The 25,938-nt window shown below is 70.0% G+C and carries 26 protein-coding genes and 1 riboswitch; of the genes, 15 read left to right on the top strand and 11 right to left on the bottom strand.

All coding sequences use genetic code 11. From position 1 onward, the window contains the following. Positions 1-63 precede the first annotated feature (63 nt). Positions 64-212: riboswitch (cobalamin riboswitch) on the bottom strand. A 101-nt stretch (positions 213-313) separates the two neighbouring features. The 3 genes from cobG to ACTMO_RS0111285 are packed head-to-tail and all read left to right on the top strand — an operon-like array spanning position 314 to position 3,845. Further along, positions 314-1,693 (top strand): precorrin-3B synthase, encoded by a 1,380-nt coding sequence (gene cobG / locus ACTMO_RS0111295; RefSeq protein ID WP_019854806.1) that lies wholly within the window; start codon positions 314-316, stop codon positions 1,691-1,693. Beyond that, on the top strand, positions 1,690-2,316 hold the full coding sequence (locus ACTMO_RS0111290) for a precorrin-8X methylmutase (protein ID WP_019854805.1): 627 nt from the start codon (positions 1,690-1,692) through the stop codon (positions 2,314-2,316). The genes cobG and ACTMO_RS0111290 overlap by 4 nt, the downstream gene beginning before the upstream one ends. Further along, positions 2,313-3,845, top strand: coding sequence for a precorrin-2 C(20)-methyltransferase (locus tag ACTMO_RS0111285; protein WP_019854804.1), 1,533 nt, complete (start codon positions 2,313-2,315; stop codon positions 3,843-3,845). The genes ACTMO_RS0111290 and ACTMO_RS0111285 overlap by 4 nt, the downstream gene beginning before the upstream one ends. On the opposite strand, the gene ACTMO_RS0111280 is transcribed toward ACTMO_RS0111285, so the two are convergent. After that, positions 3,820-4,587 (bottom strand): cobalt-precorrin-6A reductase, encoded by a 768-nt coding sequence (locus tag ACTMO_RS0111280; RefSeq protein WP_019854803.1) that lies wholly within the window; start codon positions 4,585-4,587, stop codon positions 3,820-3,822. The two genes, ACTMO_RS0111285 and ACTMO_RS0111280, sit on opposite strands and share 26 nt — an antisense overlap. Positions 4,588-4,640: 53 nt before the next feature. Between ACTMO_RS0111280 and ACTMO_RS0111275 the strand changes: the two genes are divergently transcribed. Further along, on the top strand, positions 4,641-5,741 hold the full coding sequence (locus tag ACTMO_RS0111275; RefSeq protein ID WP_019854802.1) for a cobalt-precorrin-5B (C(1))-methyltransferase: 1,101 nt from the start codon (positions 4,641-4,643) through the stop codon (positions 5,739-5,741). Between the two features lie 20 nt (positions 5,742-5,761). Here ACTMO_RS0111275 and cobM read toward each other — a convergent pair whose 3' ends face one another. The 4 genes from cobM to ACTMO_RS0111255 all read right to left on the bottom strand — a co-directional run bounded on the left by cobM (position 5,762) and on the right by ACTMO_RS0111255 (position 9,113). Then, positions 5,762-6,505, bottom strand: a complete 744-nt coding sequence (cobM, locus tag ACTMO_RS0111270) for a precorrin-4 C(11)-methyltransferase (protein WP_019854801.1) — start codon at positions 6,503-6,505, stop codon at positions 5,762-5,764. Continuing rightward, positions 6,502-7,725, bottom strand: a complete 1,224-nt coding sequence (gene cbiE, locus ACTMO_RS0111265) for a precorrin-6y C5,15-methyltransferase (decarboxylating) subunit CbiE (protein ID WP_019854800.1) — start codon at positions 7,723-7,725, stop codon at positions 6,502-6,504. The genes cobM and cbiE overlap by 4 nt, the downstream gene beginning before the upstream one ends. 369 nt (positions 7,726-8,094) lie before the next feature. Further along, complete coding sequence (gene yaaA, locus ACTMO_RS0111260) at positions 8,095-8,835, bottom strand: peroxide stress protein YaaA (RefSeq protein ID WP_026449113.1); 741 nt, start codon at positions 8,833-8,835, stop codon at positions 8,095-8,097. 11 nt (positions 8,836-8,846) lie between these two features. Then, complete coding sequence (locus tag ACTMO_RS0111255; RefSeq protein WP_019854798.1) at positions 8,847-9,113, bottom strand: hypothetical protein; 267 nt, start codon at positions 9,111-9,113, stop codon at positions 8,847-8,849. Positions 9,114-9,384: 271 nt separating this feature from the next. Here ACTMO_RS0111255 and ACTMO_RS0111250 point away from each other — a divergent pair, with 271 nt between their 5' ends. Further along, the gene (locus ACTMO_RS0111250) at positions 9,385-11,133 is read left to right on the top strand and encodes a proline--tRNA ligase (RefSeq protein ID WP_019854797.1); all 1,749 of its coding nucleotides are present in this window, start codon (positions 9,385-9,387) and stop codon (positions 11,131-11,133) included. Positions 11,134-11,200: 67 nt separating this feature from the next. On the opposite strand, the gene ACTMO_RS0111245 is transcribed toward ACTMO_RS0111250, so the two are convergent. Next, positions 11,201-11,908: a DUF8017 domain-containing protein gene (locus ACTMO_RS0111245; protein ID WP_245556135.1), complete on the bottom strand. Its 708-nt coding sequence runs from the start codon at positions 11,906-11,908 to the stop codon at positions 11,201-11,203. 316 nt (positions 11,909-12,224) lie between these two features. Further along, the gene (locus ACTMO_RS0111240) at positions 12,225-12,635 is read right to left on the bottom strand and encodes a YjbQ family protein (RefSeq protein ID WP_019854795.1); all 411 of its coding nucleotides are present in this window, start codon (positions 12,633-12,635) and stop codon (positions 12,225-12,227) included. A 73-nt stretch (positions 12,636-12,708) separates the two neighbouring features. On the opposite strand from ACTMO_RS0111240, the gene ACTMO_RS0111235 reads away from it, so the two are divergent. Together ACTMO_RS0111235 and ACTMO_RS23710 are read left to right on the top strand one after the other, a co-directional pair. After that, the gene (locus ACTMO_RS0111235) at positions 12,709-13,761 is read left to right on the top strand and encodes an aminotransferase class V-fold PLP-dependent enzyme (RefSeq protein WP_019854794.1); all 1,053 of its coding nucleotides are present in this window, start codon (positions 12,709-12,711) and stop codon (positions 13,759-13,761) included. 452 nt (positions 13,762-14,213) lie between these two features. Then, on the top strand, positions 14,214-14,777 hold the full coding sequence (locus ACTMO_RS23710) for a hypothetical protein (RefSeq protein ID WP_245556133.1): 564 nt from the start codon (positions 14,214-14,216) through the stop codon (positions 14,775-14,777). A 66-nt stretch (positions 14,778-14,843) separates the two neighbouring features. Here ACTMO_RS23710 and ACTMO_RS0111225 read toward each other — a convergent pair whose 3' ends face one another. Both ACTMO_RS0111225 and ACTMO_RS0111220 read right to left on the bottom strand, forming a co-directional pair. Then, positions 14,844-15,296, bottom strand: coding sequence for a ferritin-like domain-containing protein (locus ACTMO_RS0111225; RefSeq protein WP_019854792.1), 453 nt, complete (start codon positions 15,294-15,296; stop codon positions 14,844-14,846). After that, on the bottom strand, positions 15,296-15,790 hold the full coding sequence (locus tag ACTMO_RS0111220; protein ID WP_019854791.1) for a hypothetical protein: 495 nt from the start codon (positions 15,788-15,790) through the stop codon (positions 15,296-15,298). The genes ACTMO_RS0111225 and ACTMO_RS0111220 overlap by 1 nt, the downstream gene beginning before the upstream one ends. Positions 15,791-16,057: 267 nt before the next feature. On the opposite strand from ACTMO_RS0111220, the gene rimP reads away from it, so the two are divergent. The 6 genes from rimP to rbfA all read left to right on the top strand — a co-directional run bounded on the left by rimP (position 16,058) and on the right by rbfA (position 22,207). Continuing rightward, positions 16,058-16,609: a ribosome maturation factor RimP gene (gene rimP / locus ACTMO_RS0111215; protein WP_026449111.1), complete on the top strand. Its 552-nt coding sequence runs from the start codon at positions 16,058-16,060 to the stop codon at positions 16,607-16,609. Further along, positions 16,606-17,685, top strand: coding sequence for a transcription termination factor NusA (nusA, locus tag ACTMO_RS0111210; RefSeq protein WP_019854789.1), 1,080 nt, complete (start codon positions 16,606-16,608; stop codon positions 17,683-17,685). Before rimP ends, nusA begins: the two co-directional genes overlap by 4 nt. A gap of 46 nt (positions 17,686-17,731) precedes the next feature. After that, the gene (locus ACTMO_RS22400; protein WP_342670134.1) at positions 17,732-18,097 is read left to right on the top strand and encodes a YlxR family protein; all 366 of its coding nucleotides are present in this window, start codon (positions 17,732-17,734) and stop codon (positions 18,095-18,097) included. A gap of 80 nt (positions 18,098-18,177) precedes the next feature. Then, complete coding sequence (gene infB / locus ACTMO_RS0111205; RefSeq protein WP_019854788.1) at positions 18,178-21,228, top strand: translation initiation factor IF-2; 3,051 nt, start codon at positions 18,178-18,180, stop codon at positions 21,226-21,228. A 70-nt stretch (positions 21,229-21,298) separates the two neighbouring features. Next, positions 21,299-21,592, top strand: coding sequence for a DUF503 domain-containing protein (locus ACTMO_RS0111200; RefSeq protein ID WP_019854787.1), 294 nt, complete (start codon positions 21,299-21,301; stop codon positions 21,590-21,592). A gap of 135 nt (positions 21,593-21,727) precedes the next feature. Then, complete coding sequence (gene rbfA, locus ACTMO_RS0111195; RefSeq protein ID WP_019854786.1) at positions 21,728-22,207, top strand: 30S ribosome-binding factor RbfA; 480 nt, start codon at positions 21,728-21,730, stop codon at positions 22,205-22,207. 145 nt (positions 22,208-22,352) lie between these two features. Here rbfA and ACTMO_RS0111190 read toward each other — a convergent pair whose 3' ends face one another. Then, positions 22,353-22,877: a CGNR zinc finger domain-containing protein gene (locus tag ACTMO_RS0111190; protein WP_019854785.1), complete on the bottom strand. Its 525-nt coding sequence runs from the start codon at positions 22,875-22,877 to the stop codon at positions 22,353-22,355. A gap of 66 nt (positions 22,878-22,943) precedes the next feature. Here ACTMO_RS0111190 and ACTMO_RS0111185 point away from each other — a divergent pair, with 66 nt between their 5' ends. Next, positions 22,944-24,281, top strand: a complete 1,338-nt coding sequence (locus tag ACTMO_RS0111185; RefSeq protein WP_019854784.1) for an MATE family efflux transporter — start codon at positions 22,944-22,946, stop codon at positions 24,279-24,281. A gap of 73 nt (positions 24,282-24,354) precedes the next feature. On the opposite strand, the gene def is transcribed toward ACTMO_RS0111185, so the two are convergent. Next, positions 24,355-24,855, bottom strand: a complete 501-nt coding sequence (gene def / locus ACTMO_RS0111180; RefSeq protein ID WP_019854783.1) for a peptide deformylase — start codon at positions 24,853-24,855, stop codon at positions 24,355-24,357. A gap of 119 nt (positions 24,856-24,974) precedes the next feature. Between def and truB the strand changes: the two genes are divergently transcribed. After that, positions 24,975-25,886: a tRNA pseudouridine(55) synthase TruB gene (truB, locus tag ACTMO_RS0111175; RefSeq protein ID WP_084792111.1), complete on the top strand. Its 912-nt coding sequence runs from the start codon at positions 24,975-24,977 to the stop codon at positions 25,884-25,886. The last annotated feature ends 52 nt before the right edge of the window (positions 25,887-25,938 follow it).

The raw sequence follows: 25,938 nt of genomic DNA, 5'->3' as shown, positions 1-25,938 counted from the left end.
GTACGGCGCATCAGGAACCTTCCCAGGGGTCCTCGCCCCTTTGCTGACGGTCGCGGCGGTTCGGAGTCTCCTGGCTTCCGGATCCTCGCTTCCTCCGGTCTTCCCATCGCCGTGCGACAGTGACTCTGTTCGGAGTTCGCTCCCCGGTGACAGTGGCGGGACCGCGCCGGACTCACACCGGCTTCCTCCGTTCACCGCCGTGGATACGGCGTCCAGTCTCGGGAACGGGACGATCTTTCGTCAAGTTGACGTGAGATGCCCCCGTTCCCGGCGTGTTTCGTGGCACACCGAGGACGTCCGTAGCATCGTCGGAGTGTCCGACAGCCCCGTGCCCGAACGAGACAGGCCCGACGCGTGCCCCGGCGCGGTCCAGGTCCATCCGGCCGCCGACGGAGGTCTCGCGCGCGTCCGCGTTCCCGGCGGAGTCCTGAGCGCGGGACAGGTACGTGTGGTGGCCGGGGCCGCCGTGGAGCTGGGTAACTCCACCATCGAACTCACCTCCAGGGCGAACCTGCAGCTGCGTGGCGTCGACGATCCAGGTGAGCTGGGGCGCCGACTCGGCGAGGCGGGACTGCTGCCCTCGGCCACCCACGAGCGGGTGCGCAACATCGTGGCCAGCCCCTATGCCGGCCTGGACGGTCCCACCCCCTTCCCGGTGTCACGGGTGGTGGAGGAGCTGGATCACGGACTCCGCTCCGTGCCCGCACTGGCCGAGCTGCCCGGACGCTTCCTGTTCACCGTCGACGACGGCAGGGGGGACGTCTCCGCGTTGGGCGGTGACGTCGGACTGCTGCCCGTCGCGGCCCACCGGGTGGCCGTGCTGCTGGCCGGTGCGGACTCCGGGGTGCGGGTTCCTCCGGAACGAGCCGCCGCGGCGGCGGTCACGGCGGCGGAGGGGTTCCTCGCCGAACGCGCCCGGAACGGCAGCGGGGCCTGGCGCATGGCCGAGCTGACCACGACGCGCCTCGTGTCCGACACGGTGCGTGCCCGACACGGCACGCGGGCGGCCGACGTTGTCGAAGTCACACCGGCCTCGTGGGCGGAATCCGGTCAGCAGGGAAAACCCCGTCCGGGAGTCCTCGGGCGGGACGAGGACACGGTGGCCGTGGAGGTGGGGGCTCCGCTCGGCCGCTTGTCCCCAGCGCAAACGCATAGCATCATACGAGCGGCCGAAGCCGCGTCCGGTTTCGTTCGACTGACCCCGTGGCGGACCGTGATCCTCACGGGAGTGCGGGAACGGGACCATCGGTCGTGGCTTTCCGAACTGCACTCGTGCGGTTTGCTCGTCGAGCCGTCCGCACCGCTCAGCGGTGTGACCGCCTGCGCGGGCTACCCCGGCTGCGCCAAATCCCTGGCCGACGTCCATCGGGACGCCGCGTGTGGCACCTCCCGCGGCGAGTCGGCCGCGCCGGGGGCTCTGCCGGTGCACTGGGTCGGCTGTTCGCGTCGCTGCGGCCTTCCCCGGGGGCCGGTGGTGGAGGTACTGGCCGAACCCTCCGGGTACCGGGTCAGCGCGGGGACGCCGCAGGAGCGGGTGACGTGGGCCTCCGAGGCGGACCCCGAAGTGGCGGCCGAGGCCGCGAACAGAGCACGACACGCTGGTGTGGTGCGCACCGCCGGGACGCCAGGGGCCGGGTTCGGGAACGGCCGAACGAGCAAGGATCGGGACACGACGAACGAGGACGACCGGTGATCGAGTACATCCGGGACGGCAGGGAGATCTACCGTCGCTCCTTCGCGACCATCCGCGCGGAAGCCGCTCTCGACGGGATGCCGGCCGACGTGGCCGGTGTCGCCGTGCGCATGATCCACTCCTGTGGAATGGTGGACCTGGTCGACGACCTGGCCTACTCCCCCGGCGTGGTTCGTTCGGCACGGGAGGCGTTGAACGCGGGCGCTCCGGTGCTCTGCGACGCGGAGATGGTCGCAGCCGGGGTGACCAGGCGCAGGCTTCCCGCGGACAACGAGATCCTGTGCACCTTGTCCGACCCCGCCGTACCCGGGCTCGCCGAGCGGCTGGGAACCACCCGCAGTGCCGCCGCGATGGAGCTGTGGCGACCACGGCTCGACGGGGCCGTGGTCGCGATCGGAAACGCACCGACCTGCCTCTTCCGTCTGTTGGAGCTGGTCGAGCAGGGCGCGGGGGTTCCGGCGGCGGTGCTCGGGATTCCGGTCGGTTTCATCGGGGCCGTCGAGTCCAAGCAGGCACTGGCTTCGCATCCGCGCGGTCTGGAGCACCTGGTGGTGCACGGCAGACGCGGCGGTAGTGCGATGACGGTCGCCGCCATCAACGCGATCGCGAGCGAGGAAGAGTGAGCAGCGAAGACAACGACTCCGCCGCCGGACGTCTGTTCGGTGTGGGCCTGGGCCCCGGTGACCCCGAGCTGGTGACGGTCAAGGCGGCGCGGTTGATCGGGGCGGCCGATGTGGTCGCCTACCACAGCGCCCGACACGGCAACAGCATCGCCCGTTCGGTGGCCGAACCGTACCTGCGTGGGGACCAGATCGAGGAACCGCTGGTGTATCCGGTCACCACCGAGACCACCGATCACCCGGGCGGGTATCAGGGGGCGATCGACGAGTTCTACGCCGAGTGCGCCGAACGGCTGGCCTCCCATCTGGACGCGGGCAGGGACGTGGTGCTGCTGGGGGAGGGTGACCCGTTCTTCTACGGCTCCTACATGCACATGCACAAGCGGTTGTCCTCCCGTTTCGAGACCGTGGTGGTCCCGGGGGTGAACTCGGTGAGCGCGGCCTCGGCCGAACTGGGGCGGCCCCTGGCCGAACGCGACGAGGTGCTGACCGTGCTGCCGGGAACGCTGGACTCCGAGACGTTGGCACGGAGGTTGGACGGGACGGACGCGGCCGCCGTGCTCAAACTGGGGCGGACCTTCGAGGGTGTGCGTGAGGCCTTCGAGAAGGCGGGATGTCTGTCCGAGGCCTACTACGTGGAACGAGCCAGCACCGACAGGCAACGGGTGGAACCGTTGTCCGAGGTGGATCCGCGGACCGTGCCCTACTTCTCGTTGGCTCTGTTGCCCAGTCGTTCCGGGGCGGAGATCCCGCTGCCGGAGGGTGGCGGCGGAACTCCGGAGCACCGGGGTGGTGAACTGGTGGTCGTGGGACTGGGGCCCGCCGGTAGGGAGTGGACCACCCCGGAGGCCCAGGCCGCGTTGGCCACCGCCGACGACCTGGTCGGTTACGGCCCCTACCTGGACCGCGTCCAGACCAACCCGCGCCAGCGCAAACATCCCTCCGACAACCGGGTCGAGGCCGAGCGGGCCCGGCAGGCGCTGGACCTGGCCGCCTCCGGCCGGAGGGTGGTCGTGGTCTCCTCCGGGGACCCCGGGGTGTTCGCCATGGGCAGTGCCGTCCTGGAGGTCGCCGAGGAGCCGCGGTACGCGGCGGTGGACGTCCGCGTGCTTCCCGGTCTCACGGCCGCGCAGGCGGTGGCGAGCAGGGTCGGGGCTCCGTTGGGACACGACTACTGCGTGCTCTCCCTGTCCGACCGGCTCAAACCCTGGGAGGTGATCGAGCGGCGGTTGCGCGCGGCGGCCCGGGCCGATCTTGCCCTGGCCGTGTACAATCCGGCCTCCCGCAGCCGTCAGTGGCAGGTCGGGGCCGCCCGACAGGTGCTGCTGGAGGAGCGCGCCGCCGAGACCCCCGTGGTGATCGGTCGGGACGTCGGGGGACCGGAGGAACGGGTCTCCGTGGTCCAGCTGGGAGAGCTGGATCCGCGGTGGGTGGACATGCGCTGCCTGATGCTGGTCGGCTCGTCCACCACCCGAGTGGTCACCCGGGGTGGCGAGACCTCCGTGTTCACTCCCCGGCGTTATCCCGCGTGAACGGGCCGGTCCGCTTCCGCAGCCATTCCAGGGCCTCCTCGACCTCGGAGACCACGGGTGCTCGCGGCGGAGGCGGTTGCTCCACCATCACGACGGGAACTCCCAGTTCCCGGGCGGCCACGAGCTTGCCCTCCGTCATCGTCCCTCCGCTGTTCTTGCTCACCAGCAGGTCGATGTCGTTGTTCCGCAGCAGCTCGCGTTCGGCGTCCGCGTCGAAGGGTCCACGTGCGGACAACGTCGTCGTGCGGGGCGGCAGTGGGGGCTCCGGGGCGTCGACCGTCCGGACGAGGAACCACACGTGGTCGATCCCGGCGAAGTGGTGCAGGCCCTGCCTGCCGGTGGTGAGCAGCACCCTGCTCCCGAGCCGCCGGACGGTTTCGGCGGCCTCGGCCAGGGAACGCACCGACCTCCAGTCGTCCTCTGGGCCCGGCGACCAGGGAGCACGGCGCAACACCAACAACTCCACCCCGCGCTCCCGCGCGGCGACAACGGCGTTGGCGCTGATACCGGTGGCGAAGGGGTGCGTGGCGTCGACCACGGCCGTGATCCCTTCGCTGCAGAGGTACTCACCCAGACCCTGGGCCCCACCGAAGCCGCCCACCCGGACCTCTCCCGCCGGGCGCTTCGGATCGCGTACCCGCCCGGCCAGCGAGGACACCACCGGGACCCCGAGCTCGGTAAGCTGCTCGGCGAGACGTCGTGCCTGCGCGGTCCCCCCGAGGACGAGTATCCGCGTCTCCATCACACACCATCCCCCGGAACAGTGAATCCGAACTCGCTGGAGTGCATTCTCCCGTGGTGAACGATCGTGCTGAACAGACGGGTGGTCCGCGCTACGGGTGGACCACCGGGGCCTGCGCCCTGGCCTCGACCGCCGCGGCCTACACCGCTCTGCTCACCGGACGGTTCCCCGATCCGGTCAGCGTACGGCTGCCGAAGGGGCACGAGCCCGCCTTCGCGCTCTGCCGGGAACGGCTGGGGGAGGACTGGGCGATGGCCGGTGTCGTCAAGGACGCCGGAGACGACCCGGACGTGACCCACGGGGCGGTGGTGGGCGTGACCGTCTCCCGCGGCCGTCCGGGAAGCGGGGTCACCTTCCGCGCGGGAAACGGGGTGGGGACGGTGACCAAACCCGGTTTGCCGCTGGCGGTGGGGGAACCGGCCATCAACCCGGTCCCCCGGCGGTTGATCAGCGAACTCGTCGCCGACACGGCCGCGGCCCACCGGGACGGCGGCGACCTCGTGGTGGAGGTCTCGGTGGAGGACGGCGAGGAACTGGCCAGGCACACCTGGAACCCCCGCCTGGGCATCCTGGGTGGGCTGTCGATCCTGGGAACCACCGGAGTGGTCGTTCCGTACTCGTGTTCGGCCTGGATCGACAGCATCCGACGCGGGGTGGACGTGGCCCGGGCCGAGGGGCTGCGACACGTGGCGGGCTGCACCGGCAGCACCTCGGAACGCACGGTGACCGAACTCCACGGTCTCCCCCCGGAGGCGCTGCTGGACATGGGGGACTTCGCGGGGGCGGTGCTGAAGTACCTGCGCAGACACCCCGTGCCCCGACTGACCATAGCCGGTGGGATCGGGAAGCTGGCGAAACTGGCCGACGGTCATCTCGACCTGCACTCCAAGCGCTCCCAGGTGGACTTCGCACGCCTGGCCGGTCTCGTCACCCGGGCGGGAGGAAGCACGGAGCTGGCCGACCGTGTCAGCCGGGCCAACACCGCGCTGGAGGCGCTCGAGATCTCCGCGGCGGAAGGGGTTCGGCTCGGTGGGCTGGTCGCCCGGCAGGCCCGGGAGGTGGCGCTGGAGACCCTGCGGGGGGCTCCGGTGGAGGTGGAGACCGTCGTGATCGACCGCTCCGGCGCGGTCAGGGGACGCTGTCCGGCCCCCTGATCGCGCCGGGCCGCACGTGATCAGTCCCGGCAGCGGTACACCGAGTACAGATGGCTGTCCGGGAACCGGTCCGCGGCGAGCACCCGACCCACCACGACCACGGCCGTGCGCTCGATTCCGGCCTCGCGGACCCGCCCGGCCACGTCGGCGAGCGTTCCGCGCAGCACACGCTCGTCCTCCCTGCTCGCTCCGGCGACCACGGCAACGGGGCACTCCGCCCCGTAGTTCGGCACGAGCCGCTCCACGAGCTCCTCGATCCGGTTCACCGCCAGGTGCAGCACCAGGGTGGCCCGACTGCGTCCCAGGGTTTCCAGGTCCTCTCCCTCCGGCATGGGGGTGGCCCGGGCCGCCGTTCTGGTCAGCACCACGGTCTGGCCGACTCCGGGGACGGTGAACTCCCTGTTCAGCGCGGCCGCCGCGGCGGAGAAGGCGGGTACGCCGGGAACCATCTCGTAGTCGATCCCGGCCTCGTCGAGCCTGCGCATCTGCTCGGCCACCGCGCTGAACACGGCGGGGTCCCCCGAGTGCAACCTGGCCACGTCGAGACCGTCGCGGTGGGCCCGCTCGATCTCGGCGAGGATCTCGTCCAGGTTCATGCGTGCCGTGTCGACCAGCCGGGCTCCCTCCGGGCAGTCGTCCAGCAGTTCACGCGGAACCAGGCTGCCCGCGTACAGGCACACCGGGCAGGAGGCCAGGGTGCGTTGTCCCCGGACGGTGATGAGATCCGCCGCTCCGGGACCGGCACCGACGAAGTAGACCGTCACTGTTTCGTCACCGCCCACTGGGTCACGCGCAGAGCCGGGCGCCAGGCGGTGAACCCTCCGACCGCCCCCGCTCGTTCGACTCCGATCCTCGTCAGTTCCCCGCCCAGGCGGGAGTACCATTCGGTCACTGTCGACTCCGATTCCATGGTGACGGCGTTGACCACGAGACGCCCGCCCCGGGGAAGGGCGTCCACACAGGTCTCCAGTACGCCGGGAACGCTCACGGCCCCTCCGACGAAGACCGCGTCCGGGGTCTCCAGCCCGCGCAGTCCCTCCGGGGCGGACTCCCGGACGACCCGGATCCCACCGGCTCCGAGCGCCGCCGCGTTCCGGGTCACGCGTTCGGCCCGCCGTGGGTCGTGCTCGACGGCGATCGCCGTGCCCCCGCTCGTGCGCGTCCATTCGATCGCGACGCTGCCGGAACCCGCGCCGACGTCCCACAGCAGCTCTCCCGGGCGGGGGGCCAGTCTGGCCAGGGTGCTCGCGCGGACGTCGCGTTTCGTGAGCTGCCCGTCGTGTTCGTACAGCTCGTCGGGCAGTCCCGGCGCCACGGCGACCTCCGTCGGGGCGGGGGAGTCCGCACGGTCGATCGCGACGATGTTCAACGGTCCCGTCCGCTCCCGCAGGCGCGCCGCGAGTTCCCGGTGGATCCGCTCCCCGCGCCCGCCCAGGTTCTCCAGCACGACCAGTTCGCTGTCACCGAAGCCGTGCTCGCTCAGCAGGGCACCCACCTCGGCCGGGGTGTCCCCGTCGGAACTCAGCACCATGATCCGGTTGTTCCGGGCCAGTTCGGGCAGCAGGTTCTCCACCGGCCGACCCACCAGGTTGACCACGCGGACCTCGTGGGCGGGCCATCCGAGCCGAGAGCAGGCCAGGGTCACCGAGGAGGGGTGGGCAACGACGTGCAGTCTCTCCGGTCCCACCATCCTGGCCAGGGTCGCTCCGATCCCGTGGAACATGGGGTCTCCGCTGGCCAGTACGCAGATCGAACGCCCGGCGTGCTTGTCCAACAGTTCGCCCAGGGCGGGCAACAACGGGGAGGGCCAGCTCACGCGCTCGGCCGAGGTCTCCGGGATCAGGTCGAGCTGTCTGGCGCCGCCCATGACGACCTCGGCGCTCTCGATGGTGCGACGTGCCACGGGGGAGAGGCCCTCCCAGCCGTCCGCGCCGATACCCACCACGTGGATGGGTTCCCGCGCCCCGCTCTCCTCGGTGCTCACGGGCGCCCCACGAGCTCGGGGTCGCCGCACGAGCCGGTGGCGGCCGTGGATCCTCGACGGTCTCCGCTGTTCGGGGTGTCTACGCTCACGTTCGGCGGGCCTCCTGGAAGGTCGGGATCTCGCGGGCCGAACGGGCCCGTCCACGGGAGGGGAACACTCCGTGGGGAGGGTGTCCGGTCGACGGACACGGTGCGCTCTGCCGGCGTCTCGTGGGGACACCGCGGCTCTCGCGGAGGAGCTCCCCGGCCTGGGTGCGGAAGAACGGGTGAGCCCGTCCCGGACGTCGAGCGGAGAGAGCGCGGTTTCCGGATACTAACGCACCTCCGGGGAAGGTCCGAGGACTTCCTGTCGGATGGGGGAGAACTCACATCAGCTGACCACGACGGTCAGACTCCGCCGTCCCGGCTGCTCCACCCGCAGTCCTGCCCGGTGCGCGATCTCCGCCACCTCGGCGGGGGTCTCCGGTTCCCGTTCGGCGAGGGCCAGCGCCCTGGCCAGCCTGCCCTTGTGCGCCTTGTTGTGGTGGCCGACGGTCTTGCGGGAGCCGTTCGCGTCCTCGGTGACCACGCGGACCTCGACGGGATCGGGAAGCGCGGCCAGCGCGGCGTAGGCCCCGGAACGCAGATCCACCACGGGTCCGGGGACGGACTCCAGCACGCGGCTCAGCTCGGGACGCCACAGTCGACGGAGGCTGCCTATCTCCGGCAGACGGGATCCCGCCGACAGGCGGTAGGCCGGCACGGGATCGGCGCCGCGCAGCACACCGAACAGGGCGGAGACGACGGCGAGCCTCTCGTCGGCCCGTCGGCGTTCCTCCCCGGAGAGGGAGCCCACGTCGAGCGCGTCGTAGAGCACTCCGCTGTAGCGGTCCAGGGCGGCGAGAGTGGGGGAGTTCCACAGCTCCCCGTTGCGTTCGACCTCCTCGGACTGTCGTGACGACAGGCCGAGCGCTTCGAGACTGGCCGGAAGGTCCTCGCTCAACCGAACCAGCGTCTCGACGAGTCGTCCTCGGGTGGGGGTGAGTTCGGGGAAGGACAGCGCGTCCAGCCGCAACGGCGGCCCGGTCCCACCGGGCGACTTGGTCTCGGAAGGAGGCAGGAGTACGAGCATGTACGGGCAGTCTAGTCGCCCGCCGGTGGCGGTTCGGTGGGGAGCTCGGCGGGCGACGATGGGACGTTCTCGCTCAGCAACAGCTCCCAGCACTCGGGACAGGTCGGATACAGCAGCCACTCCACCGCGGAGACGGGGGCGGGATCGAGGCGGCGGCCGCACAGTGTCCCCCTCGGGGACCATCCGTCCGCCGGCGGCGCTCCGGCGAAGACGTGCCTGGTGCCGTCGGCTCGGCGCGCGGGGTACCAGAACCGTTCCGTGGGCCGCTCGGTACCCAATTCCTCGCCTCCTCCGAAACGGGGACAGTCTCCCCGATTGAGCCATATCCCCGTGGGGAGGAAATCACGGAGGAGAGAAACTCCCCCGAACGTGGGGCTCGGGGGCGGTGGGGAGAATGGGAGCTTTCCGCTGCCGGGCGTGTGTGCCGCGGTCGTCCACGGAGCTCGGGGCGTGCCCGGCGCGGGAGTCGTCGACACCCACGGTCGTAACACCCGCTAGGCTCTCCCGCGAGACGCGAGGAGAGCGCGAGGCGTAAAGGAGCGCGCAGCCTTGATCACGAGGATGTCCACGTTGTTCCTGCGTACCCTGCGTGAGGATCCGGCGGATGCCGAGGTGCCCAGCCACAGGTTGCTGGTGCGCGCCGGATACGTGCGCCGGGTAGCACCAGGCATCTACTCCTGGCTGCCGCTCGGACTGCGCGTTCTGCGCAACATAGAACGCGCCGTGCGGGAGGAGATGGAGGAGATCGGCGCCCAGGAGATCCATCTCCCCGCGCTACTGCCGAAGGAGCCCTACGAGGCCACGGGTCGTTGGACCGAGTACGGGCCCAACATGTTCCGCCTCAAGGACCGCAAGAAGGCGGACTATCTACTCGGGCCCACGCACGAGGAGTTGTTCGCCCAGACGGTGAAGGGCGAGTACAACTCCTACCGGGACTTTCCCGTCATCCTGTACCAGATCCAGACGAAGTACCGGGACGAGGAACGCCCGCGCGCCGGGATCCTGCGCGGTCGGGAGTTCGTCATGAAGGACTCGTACTCCTTCGACCTGGACGACGAACAGCTGATGACCTCCTACCGACTCCATCGGGAGGCCTACACGAGGCTGTTCGACCGGCTCGGTCTGCGCTACACCATCGTGGCCGCCACGTCGGGAGCGATGGGGGGCTCGGCATCCGAGGAGTTCCTGGCCGAGTGCCCCACGGGGGAGGACACGTTCGTACGCAGCAGCGAGTCCGACTACGCGGCCAACGTGGAGGCCGTGACCACTCCGCCCGCCCCGGAACGGTCCGTCGAGGGGCTCCCTCCCGCCGAGGTGCACCACACACCGGACACCCCGACGATCGAGACGCTCGTGGAGTTCCTGAACGGAGCGGGATGGGAGCGGACGTTCACCGCCGCGGACACACTGAAGAACGTGCTGGTCAAGACGCGGCGTCCGGGTGACACGGAGTGGGATCTGCTCGGAGTGGGGGTTCCCGGTGACCGTGAGGTGGACATGAAGCGGCTGGAAGCAGCCCTGGAACCCGCCGAGGTCGCCCTCGTGGACGACGAGGACTTCGAGGCACGTCCCTTCCTGGTCAAGGGCTACGTCGGACCGAAGGCGCTCCAGCACAACGGGGTGCGTTACCTGGTCGATCCCCGGGTCGCCCGGGGCACCGCCTGGGTGACCGGGGCGGACAAGACCGACCACCACGTGGTCGACCTGGTGTGTGGTCGGGACTTCGTTCCGGACGGCACGATCGAGGCGGCCGAGGTGCGGGAGGGCGATCCCTCGCCCGACGGGCGGGGGGTTCTCCAGTCCGCCCGGGGGATCGAGATCGGACACATCTTCCAGCTCGGACGCAAGTACACCGACGCGATCTCGCTGGACGCCCTCGGGCAGGACGGCAAACCCAAGCGGGTGACCATGGGCTCCTACGGGGTGGGGGTGTCCCGGTTGGTCGCGGCGATCGCCGAACAGCACCACGACGAGCAGGGACTGGTGTGGCCGCGTGCGGTGGCCCCGGCCGACGTGCACGTGGTCGTGGCGGGCAAGGACGAGACCGCCGCGGGCGAGGCCGAACGCCTCTGCGCCGAACTGGACACCGTCGGTGTCCGGGTGATCCTCGACGACAGGAACGCCTCGCCCGGAGTGAAGTTCGCCGATGCCGAGCTGGTCGGGGTGCCCACCATCCTGGTGGTCGGCAAGGGGCTCTCCAGGGGAGTCGTGGAGGTCAAGGACCGCGCCAGCGGTGAGCGCGTCGAAGTGTCCACCGACGGCGTGGTGGACCACCTCGTCGAGCTGGTGCGAGGCTGAGGGCACCTGCCGGCACGGCCGGCCTGGCCGACTCACGCGCGGAAGCCTGCCGGTGCGCGTGGGCGGGTCAGCGCACCGGCCGTGCGCTGTCCAGGATGCGGGGGACGAGTTCCTCGCCCTCGGCGGGCGGGGAGGAGTCCGGACGCAGGCTGTCCGCTCCGGCGAGAAGCACGACGTAGGTGTCCTTCGCCCGGATGACCAGGGTCGCGATCCTGGCCTTGGTGGGCAGACAGGGGGAGCTCTCCGGTACGCGCACCGTGCCGGAGAGTCGCACCGCCTCGAAACCTCCGACGTCGGTCGTGCTGGGGGTGCCCGTCTCCACCGAGACTTCGGACTCGGCGCCCCCGGCGGCGTAGAAGTTCCTCCCGGACCGGCGGAGGAACTCGCGCGCCGTCTCCGCCATGCTCCGGTCCGGCTCGACGGCGGTGCTCACCACCCGCCCCGCCGTGCGGCGTTCTCCGGCGCACTGGTAGTAGGGACCATCGACCAGGCCGTGGAACGTGACGTCTCCGAGGGCGGGGACCGAGTATCCCCGGGAGGGATCCAACACGTTCCAGTCGGAGGGAACGTCGTAGGCGAGCCGGTTCCGCGGGTTGTAGCCGACCTGCCAGCCGTGTATCCGGGGTGCGGGGGCTTCCGGAGCGTTTCGGGTGGTCGAGGGGGACTCCGTCCCGCCGGCGGGGGCCGCGTTGTCGTGGGAGGGCCGCACCGCACCGTAGTAGACCCCGAGCCCCACGGCGCCGACCAACAGCACGGCGGCGAGCGTGAGAGCCACGATCACACCCCGGTTCGGTCCTCCGGGAGGTCTGCTGCTCGCGGTGGGCTCCTCGAAAGTGCCGAAACCCCGGTAGACGGAGCCGCCCCCGGCAGCGGAGCGCGTCGGGTCCGTCTGCCACCCGTAGGGACTGGGGAGTCCTCCCGCGGAGTTCCTAGCGGGGGTGGGCCACCGGGCGGAGCCACCGCCCCGTGAGCCGAACCCCGGTTTCCCGGAGGTGCCGTCGTACCCACCGTATGGCTGTCTCACGAGATCGAGACTACCGGTGCGCGGCACTCGTCCCGGACGGGCGCGGTCCGTGCGGGCGAGACAGGGATCAACCCGCCAGGAAGCTCAGTCTGACCCGCCGTACGGGATTGTCGGTGTTGGTGTCCACAAGGCACACCGACTGCCAGGTTCCGAGTGTCATCCTGCCGCCGAGCACCGGAACCGAGACGTGCGGGGGTATCAGGGCGGGAAGGACGTGATCCCGGCCGTGACCGGGGGATCCGTGTCGGTGCTTCCAGCGGTCGTCGGCCGGAAGCAGGTCGTGCAGCGCCGCGAGCAGATCGTCGTCACTGCCCGCTCCGGTCTCGATGACGGCGACTCCCGCCGTGGCGTGCGGCACCCACAGGTGCAGCAGCCCCTCGTCCCCGCCGATCTCGCGCAGGAACCTCGTGCACTCCGCGCTGAGGTCGCGAACCGTCTCCCGGCCGCCGGTGTGTACCTCGACTTCCTCACTGTGCATGGTCGCGAGTCTAGGTCCGGTGCGACGGTGACACGCGGCACAGTGGAGGAGGACGATCGGTTAGGTTCCGGATATGAGAGAAGCTTTCGGAACATCCTTCGAGCTGGAACCGGGATACCTGAACACCGCCAGTATCGGTGTTCCCCCCGCCGTGGTGGCCGATTCGGTGAGCGCGGTCGTCTCCGGCTGGCGGGGCGGCCGACTGTCCCCGCCCGAGTTCGACGAGTACGTGGCACGCGCCCGCGAGGGTTTCGCCGCTCTCGTCGGCGTCCGCCCGGAACGGGTGGCCACGGGCTCCTCGGTGGGACAACTGGTGGGCGCGGTCGCCGCGAGCGTGCCGGACGGCAGCAGCGTGCTGGTGGCCGAGCGGGAGTTCACGAGCGTGACCTTCCCCTTCGCCGCTCAGCACGGACGCGGGGTGCGGGTCACCGAGGTGGCCCCGGAACGACTGCTGGACTCGTTGTCGGGACACGACGTGCTCGCGGTGAGCCTGGTGCAGTCCTCCGACGGAAGGGTGTTCGACCCCGAGTCCCTGCGGGAGGCGGCCGCACGTCACGGGGTGCGGGTGTTGCTCGACGTCTCACAGGCGGCCGGTTGGATGCCGTTGGAGCTGGACTGGGCCGACTGGGTGGTGGGATGCGCCTACAAGTGGCTGCTGGCCCCACGGGGAGCGGCCTGGCTCGCGCTCGGCGCGGACGCGGTCCGATCGACGCTGCCGGTCGGGGCGAACTGGTACGCGGGCGAGGACCCGTGGCAAAGCCTCTACGGGCTGCCGTTGCGCCTGGCCCACAACGCGCGTGCTCTCGACGCCTCCCCGGACTGGTTCGCCCAGCTCGGGGCCGCCGCCGCGTTGGACTGGTTGCGGACCCTCGACCTCTCCGCCGTCCGGGCACACTGTCTGGAACTGGCGGGCAGGCTGTGCGGGCAGCTGGGGGCGGCTCCGCCCGCGTCCCCGATCGTCACCCTCGACGTGGCGGAGGCTCTTCCGGAGCTGCGTGCCGCCGGGATACGTTGCGCGGAACGCGACGGGCGGGTGAGGTTGTCCTTCCATCTCTACAACACGCGGGAGGACGTGGATCTCGTGCTGGACGCGCTGTCCCGGGCGGATCCGAGGTCGTCGCGGTGACGTCCTGTTCTGCCCCCGATCGTTACCCGCTACGGTAGGTGTCTGTGTCGGATCACCACGGCGCACCCGAACAGATGACAGGGTCGCAGCAGAACTTCGAGCGCGGGGACACGGCGCCACTCAACGCGATCCGTGACGGAGGGGGAACCCCACCTGATCGGATGAGGCAGGGGTGGGGTTCGGGGGCGCGTTCCGAGGGTGCGGCCGGCGAGCGCACTCGCCCGGCCTTTCCCCTGTCCAACCAGGTGAGTCCCCACGCCGCCTCCTCGCCGGCGGCGGGATCCGGTCCGGTACCCGCGCCCGGCCCAGGACCGGCGGCGAGCGGCGCCGGCCTCGTGTCTCCGAAGGCGGGCACGGGAACCGGCGGCGAAGGAGTACCGGCCGGTCCCGACGGTGGGGGGAGTCCGGAACCCGGGGGTGTCGGCCCGACCGGGTGGTTGCTCCGGGCCCTCGTGCTGTGTGCCGTCTCGGTGGTCTCCGGCCTGCTGTGGCTGGCCGTCAAACCGAGTCCGCCCTCGCCCCCCTCCCCCGCTGCGGAGAGCTCCGGGACGGACGAGCCGGACACCGAGTACGAGTTCGACCGCTACATGCTCGACGAGCCGTCGAGCTGCGCGAAGCACTCGACGATGAAGGTCGCGGAGTTCTTCGCGTCGAATCCCTGTTCACACGCCACCCGCGCTCTCTACACCACCCGCCTGCCGAACGGGGAACGGGTGCTGACCTCGGTGGTGACCGTGTTGATGCCCGACCAGTCCTCGGCGACCGAGCTGGAGGAGCTGGTCACCAGGAACAACACGGGCAACATCCGGGATCTCGTCTCGGCGGGGCACGAGGTTCCCGAGGACTATCCCGACCTCACGCACGACTACGGCTACGCCTCGGAACAGCGGGACAGGCTCGTGGTCATCGGGGAGTCCTCGTACTTCCACCGCAGTGACCGGGACGACGGCAGGTTGAAACACGTGACCACCGAAGCCCTGCTGCTGGGGCCGGACCAGGACCGCGATCCGGGCTGAGTGGCCGTGGGCGGATGACACCTTCGGTCCTCAACCCGGCCCGGCGGCTCGTTCCCGAACGGCCCCTCACTCCCTCCCGGGGAAGGGCGGGACACTCGGCCGTTCGCCGAGCTCGACCCGCCACTTCGTGGCTCGTCTGGCGGCCCCGGTGAGTCCCCGCAGGGCCAGTTCGCTCAGCTCAGTGCTCCGCGAGCGCTCCAATACGGCCATCCAGCCGACCGAGCAGTCCCGCTCCACCGCCAGCAACGCGTGTAGCGCCGAGTTCCGGTCCCGCACCGGTGAGGGAGTGCGGTAGGCCGCTCGGGGAGCCGGTGGCGTGGCCCCCGCCGCGCGCAGCAGTGTGCGCGCGCGGTCACGGTGCTCGCGGTGGGAGGAGGCTCCCGCCTCCACGGTGGAGCCCGTTTCGGACTCCGGGACGAAGGCCCTCGCCAGGCCGTACACCCACACGGCCGCGTGCTCGGCGCCGAGAGCTCGTTCGAGGGCCCCGCTGCCGTCCTCGCTCAGCTCGGTGGAACTCATCACACGACCTCCAGCAGGCTCGCGCAGGCCGCCGAGACGGAGCCCACCAGTCCCGCCTGGTGACCGGAGACCAGAGGAACCGTCTCCTCGGCCCGCCCCTGCGCCTCGCGCAGTGCGGAGCGCAGCCGCGCCCGCCCGGGCTTCGTGGAGTCCGAGCCGGGGGAGGGAGGTGAGGTGTTCGTCGGCGTGCCCGGATCGCCCCCCAGTCGTTCGATCTCCCGGCGCAGCGCCTTCGCGTGTTCGGCACGCACCTGGGCCACCAACTCGGCCTGCTCGGAGAACTCCGCCTCCGCAGCCGTGGCCCGGGCGAGTCTCTCGTCCTCGGCGGCGTTGGTGGCCAGTGGCACGAGCGGTTCCGGGCTCGGTGCGCCGGAGGCGGAGCAGCCGAGCAGTACCGGAGCCCACGGAAGCAGGGCGGACAGACCCAGCAGTCGGCGTCTGTTCAGGGAAACGGAGCTGGACAGGGTGCCGCGAGGGATATCCACGGTCTCCATCCTGCCAGGGTGTCCGGAGACCCCGTCACCGGCGATCCCGGTCCGGTGGGGGGATCGCTGTCGGGAGTCCTCTCCGTCGCGACCGGGGGCGCGTGCCGCGCTTTCCTCCGGAAGGACGCGATACCCTGGTAGACCACGGTTCCATCGGTGTACTCGGCCGTGGAGCTTCGCTCCCGCGAAGCGAGCGACGTCGGATTCGTGACGAGGATCCGGGACGTCGCCGTGCATCGGACAACTTCAACCGTCAGACGTTTTTGGAGTGCCAACGTGTCCAGCCCGCCGCGGGACGAAATAGTCGCGCACCTGAGGCCCACCGTGTCGCGAACCGTCGCCGAGGTGGGGTTCGATCTCGAAGAGCTCGATGTGCAGCAGTCCGGTCGTCGCCGTCAGCTCAGGGTGATCATCGACGCCGACGACGGAGTCGGACTCGACGACATCGCCAAGGTGAGCAGGGCTCTTTCCCAGGCGTTGGAGGAGTACGACCACGTGCTCGCCGGGCCCTACACCCTGGAGGTCACCTCTCCGGGAGTGGACCGCCCGCTGACGAGGTCGCGGCACTGGCATCGTGCGCGCAACAGGCTCGCGAGGATCCGACTGACCGACGGTGGCGAACTTCTCGGCAGGGTCGGTCCCGCCGAGGAGACGGGAGTGTGGGTTCTCGTCGACGGCCGGGTGCGGCGGTTGGTTTACGGTGACATCGAGCGCGCGGTGGTCGAGGTTGAGTTCCAGCAGCCACCGGCGGAAGAACTGGTCAAGCTCGATCGGGCTGCGGACGTCGCCGCCGAGGGCGACGGAAAAGACACGGAGGAGTCGAGGTGAACGTCGACATCGCCGCGCTGCGGGCGATCGAACGCGACAAGGACATCCCATTCGAGACGGTCCTTCAGGCCATCGAGTCGGCCCTGCTGACTGCCTATCGGCACACCGAGGGACACCAGCCGCACGCCAGGGTCGAGGTGGACCGCAAGACCGGCGTGGTGCGTGTGATCGCACACAGCCTCACCCCCGAGGGGGAGGTCGCCGAGGAGTGGGACGACACCCCGGAAGGGTTCGGCAGGATCGCGGCCACCACGGCACGCCAGGTCATTCTGCAGCGTCTCCGGGACGCCGAACACGAGAAGACCTTCGGCGAGTTCTCCACCAAGGAGGGGGAGATCCTCGGCGGTGTGATCCAACGCGACGCCAAGGCCAACTCGCGTGGTATGATCGTGGTGGAGGTCGGTGACAGTGAGGGTGTGATCCCGGCCGCCGAACAGGTTCCCGGGGAGCGCTACGAGCACGGGACCAGGATCAAGTCCTACGTCGTGGGAGTTTCCCGGACCGTGCGGGGTCCCCAGATCACGCTGTCCCGGACGCATCCGAACCTGGTCCGCAGGCTGTTCGCCCTGGAGGTCCCCGAGATCGCCGACGGAACGGTGGAGATCCCTTCCGTGGCTCGGGAGGCCGGGCACCGTTCGAAGATCGCGGTGCGTTCCACGGTCGAGGGGGTCAACGCCAAGGGAGCCTGCATCGGCCCCATGGGGGCCAGGGTGCGCAACGTGATGAACGAGTTGGGACAGGAGAAGATCGACATCATCGACTTCTCCGAGGATCCCGCGACGTTCGTCGGTAACTCGTTGTCGCCGGCTAAGGTAGTCTCGGTGGAGGTCGTCGACGAGCGCGCGAAGACGGCGCGGGTGATCGTGCCTGACTTCCAGCTTTCGTTGGCGATCGGCAAAGAGGGACAGAACGCCCGACTGGCCGCGCGGCTGACCGGGTGGCGCATCGACATCCGGAGTGATGCGGACCCGAGTTCGCCCACGACCATGGCTGGGCATCCGGACGCCGAACCCCCCGGTGTCGAGGGTTTCGTCCCACCGATGGACGATCTTCCCACGGTGGGTTCGGCAGAGTGACAGCGGCAGGTTAGAATCACAGGTGGCTCAACGAGAGGGAGCGAGAATCCGTACACGATCAGCTGGTGCCCGTGGTGGAACTCACGAGCCGATTCGAACGTGTATCGGGTGTCGGACCCGAACGTGGGCCGCCGATCTGCTGCGAGTGGTGGCCGAGGACGGTTCCAGGGCCGTCCCCGATCCTCGGCGCAGGCGCCCGGGTCGAGGTGCCTGGTTGCACCCCGATCCCGTGTGCCTGCGTTCGGCCGAGCGGCGTCGGGCCTTTTCACGTGCTTTGCGTGTACAAGGACAACTCGACAGCAAAACAGTGCAGGCCTACGTGGAGCAGGTTGCTCACGAGCAAGCCGATGCGAGAGTTTCTCGTGCCAGGCAGTTGAAGGAAGCAGGTCGACCCGTCATGAATCAGCCGTGAAGCTGAAGCCATGAACGCGTACCGGCAGTAGGACGAGGTCGAGCGGGTCTGCCGCCCGACCTCACCAGACGAGGAGAGTAGTGGCAGGCAAGGCCCGCGTGCACGAGCTCGCCAAGGAGCTCGGCGTTACGAGCAAGGATGTACTGAACAAACTCGCCGACCAGGGCGAGTACGTGAAGTCCGCGTCGTCCACGGTGGAGGCGCCGGTGGCGCGCAGACTGCGGGACGCGTTCGCGAAGACGGACGCGTCGTCCAAGCAGAAGTCGGGTAACGGCGGTCCCTCCGGAAGCACGGGGACGAAGTCGGAGAGCGGCGCGGCGACGAGGCAGGAGACGAGTGCCTCCTCCGGGACCGCGGGTTCGGAGGGGCAGGGCGAGAAGCCCGCCTCGAGGGTCCCCAAGCCGGGACCGCGCCCCAAACCCGGACCGCCTCCGCAGACCCAGCGGCCGGCTGCGGAGTCCGCCGACGGAGCCGGAGAGTCCTCGACCCCGGCCGCGGGTGCCGCCGCGCCGTCGCGGGGCGACTCCGGGCAGAGCGAGCAGAAGTCCCGCAAGTCCGAGCAGGCCCCGGCGGCGAAGTCCGAGCAGCAGAGTGCTTCCGGTTCGGCCAAGACGGAGCGTTCGGTACCCAAACCGGGACCGCGCAACGTTCCCAAGCCGGGACCGCGTCCGTCCAAGCAACAGCAGCAGTCCGGCGGTACCGACGGTGGCGAGGGCAGTGTCGTTCCGCCCAAGCCCCAGGCTCCGAAGCCGGGACCGCGTTCCCCCCGTGTCGGCAACAACCCGTTCGGTGTGGGAGCCGGTTCGACCGCACAGCGCGGTTCCGGTGGTAAGCAGCAGGGCGGACAGGGCGGTCAGCGCCAGTCCGGACGTGGCCAGGGTGGGCAACGTCAGGACAAGGGCGGTCAGCGCCAGGACAAGCAGAGCGGCCAGCAGGGGACCGAGCAGCAGGCCCCCGCTGCCAAGTCCGGCCAGGGGCAGCGGCCGAATCCGGCCATGATGCCTCCCCGGCCGAACCCCGGCATGATGCCGTCGCGTGCTCCCAAACAGGGCAGCGGTTCCGGAAGCGGCTCGGGCGGTGGTCGTGGTGGCCCCGGTGGCGGTCGCGGCGGTCCCGGTGGCGGCCGTGGCGGCCCGGGCGGCGCTCCCGGTGGCGGTGCTCCCCCGAGTGGTGGCTTCCGTGGCCGTCCCGGCGGTGGTCGCGGTGGCGCGGCCGGTGCCTTCGGCAAGCCGGGCGGTCCCTCCCGGCGCGGGCGCAAGTCGAAGCGCCAGAAGCGTCAGGAGTACATGGACAACATGCAGGCGCCCTCGGTGGGTGGGGTGCGTCTGCCTCGCGGCAACGGGGAGTCGCTGCGCCTGCGTCGGGGCGCCTCGCTGACCGACTTCGCCGAGAAGATCAACGCCAATCCGGCTTCGCTGGTGCAGGCCATGTTCCATCTCGGTGAGATGGTCACCGCCACCCAGTCCGTCTCCGACGAGGTGCTCGAACTTCTCGGTCAGGAGATGAACTACAAGATCGAGATGGTCAGTCCCGAGGACGAGGACCGGGAACTGCTGGAGTCCTTCGACCTCACCTTCGGGGACCCGGGCAGCAGCTCCGACCAGCTCGTCTCCCGGCCGCCGGTGGTCACCGTGATGGGCCATGTCGATCACGGTAAGACCCGTCTGCTGGACACCATCCGCAAGTCGAACGTCCAGGAGGGCGAGGCAGGCGGAATCACCCAGCACATCGGTGCCTACCAGGTGCAGACCGAGCTGGAGGGGGAGAAGCGCCCGGTCACCTTCATCGACACTCCCGGTCACGAGGCCTTCACGGCCATGCGTGCCCGGGGGGCGAAGTCGACGGACATCGCCGTGCTGGTGGTGGCGGCCGACGACGGGGTCATGCCCCAGACGGTGGAGGCGATCAACCACGCGCAGGCGGCGAACGTGCCGATCGTGGTGGCGATCAACAAGATCGACGTGCCCGGCGCCAACCCGGACCGGATCAAGCAGCAGCTCACCGAGTACAGCCTGGTCGCCGAGGAGTACGGCGGCGAGACGATGTTCGTGGAGATCTCCGCGAAGCAGGGCGAGAACATCGAGGGGCTGCTGGAGGCGATCCTGCTGACCGCCGACGCCATGCTCGACCTGCGGGCGAACCCGGACATGCAGGCCCAGGGAGTCGCGATCGAGGCCCATCTCGACCGTGGTCGCGGCCCGGTGGCCTCCGTGCTGGTGCAGCGGGGAACGTTGCGCATCGGGGACTCGGTCGTGGCCGGTGGCTCGCACGGTCGGGTGCGTCGGATGATCAACGAGTACGACCAGGACGTCACCGAGGCGAAGCCCTCCCAGCCGGTGCAGGTGGTCGGTTTCACCTCGGTGCCGGGTGCCGGTGACACCTTCCTCAAGGTCGACGAGGACCGGGTGGCCCGTCAGATCGCCGATCGTCGCGCCGCCAGGGCGCGGGAGGCGCAGAACGCGGCCAAGCGCAAGCGGGTCAGCCTCGAGGACCTGGACAAGGTGTTGCAGGAGACCAACCAGCTCAACCTGATCATCAAGGGTGACAACTCCGGTACCGTCGAGGCGCTGGAGGAGTCCCTGAACAAGATCGAGGTGGGCGACGAGGTCGAGCTGCGGGTGATCCACCGGGGTGTCGGCGGGATCAACGAGAGCGACATCAACCTGGCGACCGCCGAGAACACCATCGTGCTCGGGTTCAACGTCCGTGCCGAGGGCAAGGCCGCCGAGGTGGCCAACCGCGAGGGTGTGGAGATCCGGTACTACTCGGTCATCTACCGCGCCATCGAGGACATCGAGCAGGCTCTCAAGGGCATGCTCAAGCCCGAGTACGAGGAGGTCCAGCTCGGCAGGGCCGAGGTCCGCGAGGTGTTCAAGTCCTCGAAGGTGGGTGTCATCGCCGGTTGCATGGTGCGCGGCGGGATCGTGCGGCGTAACGCCAAGGCCCGTCTGCTGCGCGACAGCGTCGTGATGGCCGACAACCTGACGGTGAACTCCCTCAAGCGGTACAAGGACGACGCCACCGAGGTGCGGGAAGGCTTCGAGTGCGGTCTGACCTTGGGGTCCTACTCGGACATCAAGGAGGACGACGTGGTCGAGGTCTACGAGATGCAGGAGAAGCCGCGGGTCTGAGCGGCTGTGTGGGGCGGGGTCGCTCTCGACGGCCCCGCCCCCACACTCGTCGACACTGTGCTGTTCGCTGATGTATGTCGGTACTCTCGAACTGGACGTGCTGTTCGGTGACGTCCGTTCGCTGAAGCAGAAGCGTGCGTTGGTCCGTCCGTTGGTCTCCGAGCTGAGACGACGTTTCGAGGTGGCCGTCGCCGAGGTCGGTGGGCGGGATCTCTACCGTCGTGCGGTTGTGGGGGTCTCCGCCGTGTCCGGCGAACCCGGACAGGTTCGTGAGATCCTGGAGGCCTGCGAGCGCACCGTCGCCGGTTACCCCGAACTGGAGCTGCTTTCGGCTCGACACCGCATGTTCGGTCCCGAGGACTGAGCTTGTTCGGCGGTGCGGTGGTGTGCTCTGCTTCCGCGGTGAGGCGAGTCCGTTCCGGCGGGTTCGCGTGGATTTCGGGTGACGAGGACGAGTGTTTCCGTCCGTCAAGTGGCGGAGCGACAGAGGAGGTGCGCCGTGGCTGATACGGCGCGCGCCCGCAGGCTTGCCAAGCGCATCGCGCAGATCGTGGCGTCCGGGTTGGAGTACGAGGTCAAGGACCCACGGCTGGCCATGGTGACGATCACCGACGCGCGGCTCACGGCGGATCTGCGGGACGCGACGGTTTACTACACCGTTTTCGGTGATGACGCCGACGAGGCCGCCACGGCGGCCGCGTTGGACAGCGCGACGGGGGTGCTGCGTTCCCGGGTGGGAAGGCAGACCGGTGTGCGGTTCACCCCCACGCTGACCTTCGTCGCCGATTCGGTGCCTGCCAACGCCCGTCGGCTGGACGAGGCCCTGGCCAGGGCCAAGGAGGCCGATGCGGAAGTGGCGCGGCTGGCTTCCGGGGCCGCTCCCGCCGGGGAGGCCGATCCGTACCGGAAGCGGGAGGAGTCCGTCGAGGCGGACGGCGTTTCCGGGGCCGGGGAGGACGAGCGGGACGGCGAGGTCTGAGGAGGCCCTCCTCCCTCGTGCGGAGGTGGGTTCCTCGCTGCCGGAACGGTTCGTTGCCGGCCTGATCCGGGCGGGCCGTTCCGGGGATTCCGTGGGGCCGCCCGCCTGGTGTGGGAGCCGGATCCGAGGCGGAGCCCCACCGTTCTCAGCCGCGTCGACGTTCGCGGAAGGCGGCCACGTGAACCCGGTTCGCGCAGCGTGTGGAGCAGAACCTCTTGTTCCGTCCGGTCGAGGTGTCCAGGAAGTAGGAGCCGCAGTTCGGTGCCTGGCACCGTCCCCAACGGTCGGTGCCGTGCAGCACGATCCCCTGCGCCATTCCCCAGGCCGCCGCGGCGGCGATCTCGGTGCTCGGAGGCTGCTCGGGGTCGGCGACGTGGATGTGCCAGCCGGGGTCCTGCCCGTGCCCGTGCCTGGACAGGCTCGGCCGGGGCGGGTACTCGCGCAACAGACTGTTGACCTCGGTTGAGAGCCTGTCGGTTTCTCCCGTGGTCGCGGATTCGAGTGCCCTGCGAAGACGGGCCGCCACATCCCGCAGCAGTTCCAGGTCCCGCCCGGTGAGTCGGGAGGACCACCACGGCTCGTCGCGCAGTTCGGCGCGCAGGCTCTCCAGGTCGTCCGTGCTGGCGTTCGCGAGACGCAGCGCACTTTCGATGTAATCGGCATTGTCCATGTGATCCCCTTACTATATCCTCCTTGTCAGGGGATAAGTCCGCATGTGCAGCTTACAGGAGGTCGGGTGTCCGAGACCGCCGAACGTGTTCCGGTGCGGCGACTGCTCGCACTCGCGATACCGGCGTTGGGAGTGTTGGCCGCCGAACCGCTGTACGTGCTGGTGGACACGGCGGTGGTGGGACACCTGGGGGCCGTTCCCCTGGCCGGACTCGCTCTGGGGGGAACGCTGTTCACCGTCGTTTCCAGCCAGCTGACCTTCCTCTCCTACGGGACCACGGCGCGGGCCGCCCGACTGCACGGTGCCGGGCGACGTGCCGACGCGCTCGCGGAAGGAGTCCAGGCGAGCTGGTTGGGAGCGGGGGTCGGTGTGGTGATCCTGCTGCTCGCGCAGGTGCTCGCCGCTCCCGTGGTGGGGTTGATGACCGGCGGAGGCGCGATAGCCGAAGCCGCCGTCGGCTGGCTGCGCATCGCTCTGATCGGGGCGCCGATGGTGCTGATCAGCCTGGCCGGGCACGGATGGATGCGGGGAGTGCAGGACACGGTCCGCCCTCTGCGTTACGTGCTGGCGGGCAACGGTGTCTCGCTGGTGCTGTGCCCGGTGCTGGTCTACCCGGTCGGCTGGGGACTGGAGGGCTCGGCGGTGGCCAACGTGGCCGGGCAGACCGTGGCGGCCACGTTGTTCGTGCGCGCTCTGCTCGTGGAGGCAGGGGCGCGACGTCCGGACACGGAGGTGATGCGTGCGCAACTGGTGCTGGGCAGGGATCTGATCCTGCGCACCCTCGCCTTCCAGGCCTGTTTCCTGTCCGCCACCTCGGTGGCGGCACGGACCGGTGCCGACACCGCCGCCGCCCACCAGGTGGTCTGGCAACTGTGGACCTTCCTGGCCCTGGTGCTGGACTCGCTGGCCATCGCCGCCCAGTCCCTGGTGGGGGCTGCTCTGGGCAGGGAGTCGGCCCGGGAGGCCAGGGCCATCGGCAGACAGGTGAGCTGGTACGGACTGGGCTTCGGGATCGTGCTGGGAGTGTTGTTCGCGGCACTGTCCGGCTTGCTGCCGCACGCCTTCACCAACGATCCCGCCGTACTGGCCGAGATCCCCTACGCCTGGTGGTTCTTCGTGGGGCTGCAACCCGTCGCGGGGGTGGTGTTCGCCCTCGACGGCGTGCTGCTCGGAGCCGGGGACGCCGCCTATCTGCGCACCGCGACCATGCTCAGCGCGGCGTTGGGGTACCTGCCGCTCATCTGGCTCTCGTTGGTCTCCGGGTGGGGCCTGGCCGGCATCTGGACCGGGCTGAGCCTGTTCATGTTCGGCAGACTGCTCACCCTGCTGCTGCGGGCCCGTTCCGGACGCTGGGCGGTTGTCGGGGCCACCCGTACGAGCGAGCCGAGCTCGACCCACTCCTGAAACCGCGCGGACGGAGCCCCACCGGCTGTGGGAACGCCGCTCGCGGCGGGGCACCGGACGCCTCCCGTCGCGCTCAGCCCGCCTTCCAGAACCAGTCGGTGGCGCGGACCTCCTTCAACGCGGAACGTCGCCGCTCGGGGTCCAGGCGCTGGAGGTAGACGATCCCGTCCAGGTGGTCGGTCTCGTGCTGCAGACAGCGGGCCATCAGTCCCGAGCCGGAGACGGTGACCGGCTCGTTGTGCAGATCCACTCCGCGCACCACGGCGTGTTCCGCCCGGGTGGTGGGAAAGCTCAGACCGGGCACCGAGAGACAGCCCTCCTCGCCGTGCTGTTCCCCGGAGGTCTCCACCAGCTCGGGGTTGAGCACGTAGCCGCTCCGCCCGTCGACGTTGTAGCTGAAAGCCCGCAGGCTCACCCCGATCTGCGGAGCGGCCACCCCGGCCCTGCCGGGCTCGGCCACGGTGTCCAGCAGATCGGAGACCAACGCGGTGAGCCTGTCGTCGAACACCGTGACGGGATCCGCAACCGTACGCAGTACCGGGTCACCGAAGCGCCGGATCGGCCTGATCGCCACCGTCGAACCTCCCGCTCGTCACGACGCACCACCGTAGCGAGACCCGACGGCCGGACCTCCGCGGGGGAGGGTACGGCCGGTTCCGGAGAACTCCGGGGGATCGGGGATGATGGGGCGCCGTGTCGCGACAGAGTCGGAAATCCACGCAGCGGACAGCACCGGCCGGTTTGCTGGTCATGGACAAGCCTGCCGGGATGACGTCGCACGACGTCGTCGCCCGGGTCCGTCGCATCATGGGAACACGCAGAGTGGGACACGCGGGAACCCTGGATCCGATGGCCACCGGGGTGCTGGTACTGGGGCTGGAGCGAGCCACCAAGCTGCTCGGTCATCTCGCCCTGGACACCAAGGCGTACCTGGCGACCATCCGCCTGGGTTCGGCCACCGACACCGACGACGCCGAGGGGGAGCCGTTGTGGTCGGCGGACCCCTCGGAGGTCTCCGAGAAGGACGTCACGGAGGCAGTGGCCGGGCTCACCGGCGAGATCGAGCAGGTACCCAGCGCGGTCAGCGCGGTGAAGGTCAACGGAAAACGCGCCTACGAACTGGCGCGGCGGGGTGAGCGGGTCGAGCTGGAGCCCCGTGCGGTCACGGTGTCGCGGTTCGACCTGCTCGGACTGCATCACGCGGAGGGACGGGTCGACCTGGACGTGGTGGTGGAGTGTTCCTCCGGAACCTACGTGCGTGCCCTGGCCCGTGATCTGGGGAGTTCACTCGGAGTGGGGGGGCATCTCGCCCGACTGCGCCGCACCCGCGTGGGTCCGTTCGGTGTGGCCTCCGTGCGGACTCTGGAGGAGTTGGAGCAGAGCCCGGGACTGTCCATGGATCTGGACCAGGCGGTGGCCGCGGCCTTTCCCCGGGTGGACGTCGACGCGGAGACCGCACGGGCCGTCTCCCACGGCCAGACCGTCGCCGGGGCCGGTCTCGCCGGGACCTACGGGGTTTTCGCTCCGGACGGTGGGGTCGTCGCCCTGATGCGGCAACAGGGGAGGGGCGCCAGGCCCGTTCTCGTGCTGCGTCCGGCCGGGTGAGCCCCGCGTCGTAGCCGGCTTCCGTCGATCCGCCCCGATTCCCGTGATCGAC

The sequence above is a fragment of the Actinopolyspora mortivallis DSM 44261 genome (assembly GCF_000384035.1).
GTDB classification, from domain to species: domain Bacteria; phylum Actinomycetota; class Actinomycetes; order Mycobacteriales; family Pseudonocardiaceae; genus Actinopolyspora; species Actinopolyspora mortivallis.
Note: the sequence above shows the minus strand (reverse complement) of the source record. Positions and strands in the feature narration are given on the sequence as shown.

Bases quoted from the DNA above. Each gene is read 5' to 3' on its own strand.
- ACTMO_RS0111280 (WP_019854803.1), bottom strand. From the start codon at position 4,587: ATGGAGACGCGGATACTCGTCCTCGGGGGGACCGCGCAGGCACGACGT.
- yaaA (WP_026449113.1), bottom strand. From the start codon at position 8,835: ATGCTCGTACTCCTGCCTCCTTCCGAGACCAAGTCGCCCGGTGGGACC.
- ACTMO_RS0111240 (WP_019854795.1), bottom strand. From the start codon at position 12,635: ATGCACAGTGAGGAAGTCGAGGTACACACCGGCGGCCGGGAGACGGTT.
- ACTMO_RS0111235 (WP_019854794.1), top strand. From the start codon at position 12,709: ATGAGAGAAGCTTTCGGAACATCCTTCGAGCTGGAACCGGGATACCTG.
- ACTMO_RS0111225 (WP_019854792.1), bottom strand. From the start codon at position 15,296: ATGAGTTCCACCGAGCTGAGCGAGGACGGCAGCGGGGCCCTCGAACGA.
- ACTMO_RS0111220 (WP_019854791.1), bottom strand. From the start codon at position 15,790: ATGGAGACCGTGGATATCCCTCGCGGCACCCTGTCCAGCTCCGTTTCC.
- ACTMO_RS0111200 (WP_019854787.1), top strand. From the start codon at position 21,299: ATGTATGTCGGTACTCTCGAACTGGACGTGCTGTTCGGTGACGTCCGT.
- ACTMO_RS0111190 (WP_019854785.1), bottom strand. From the start codon at position 22,877: ATGGACAATGCCGATTACATCGAAAGTGCGCTGCGTCTCGCGAACGCC.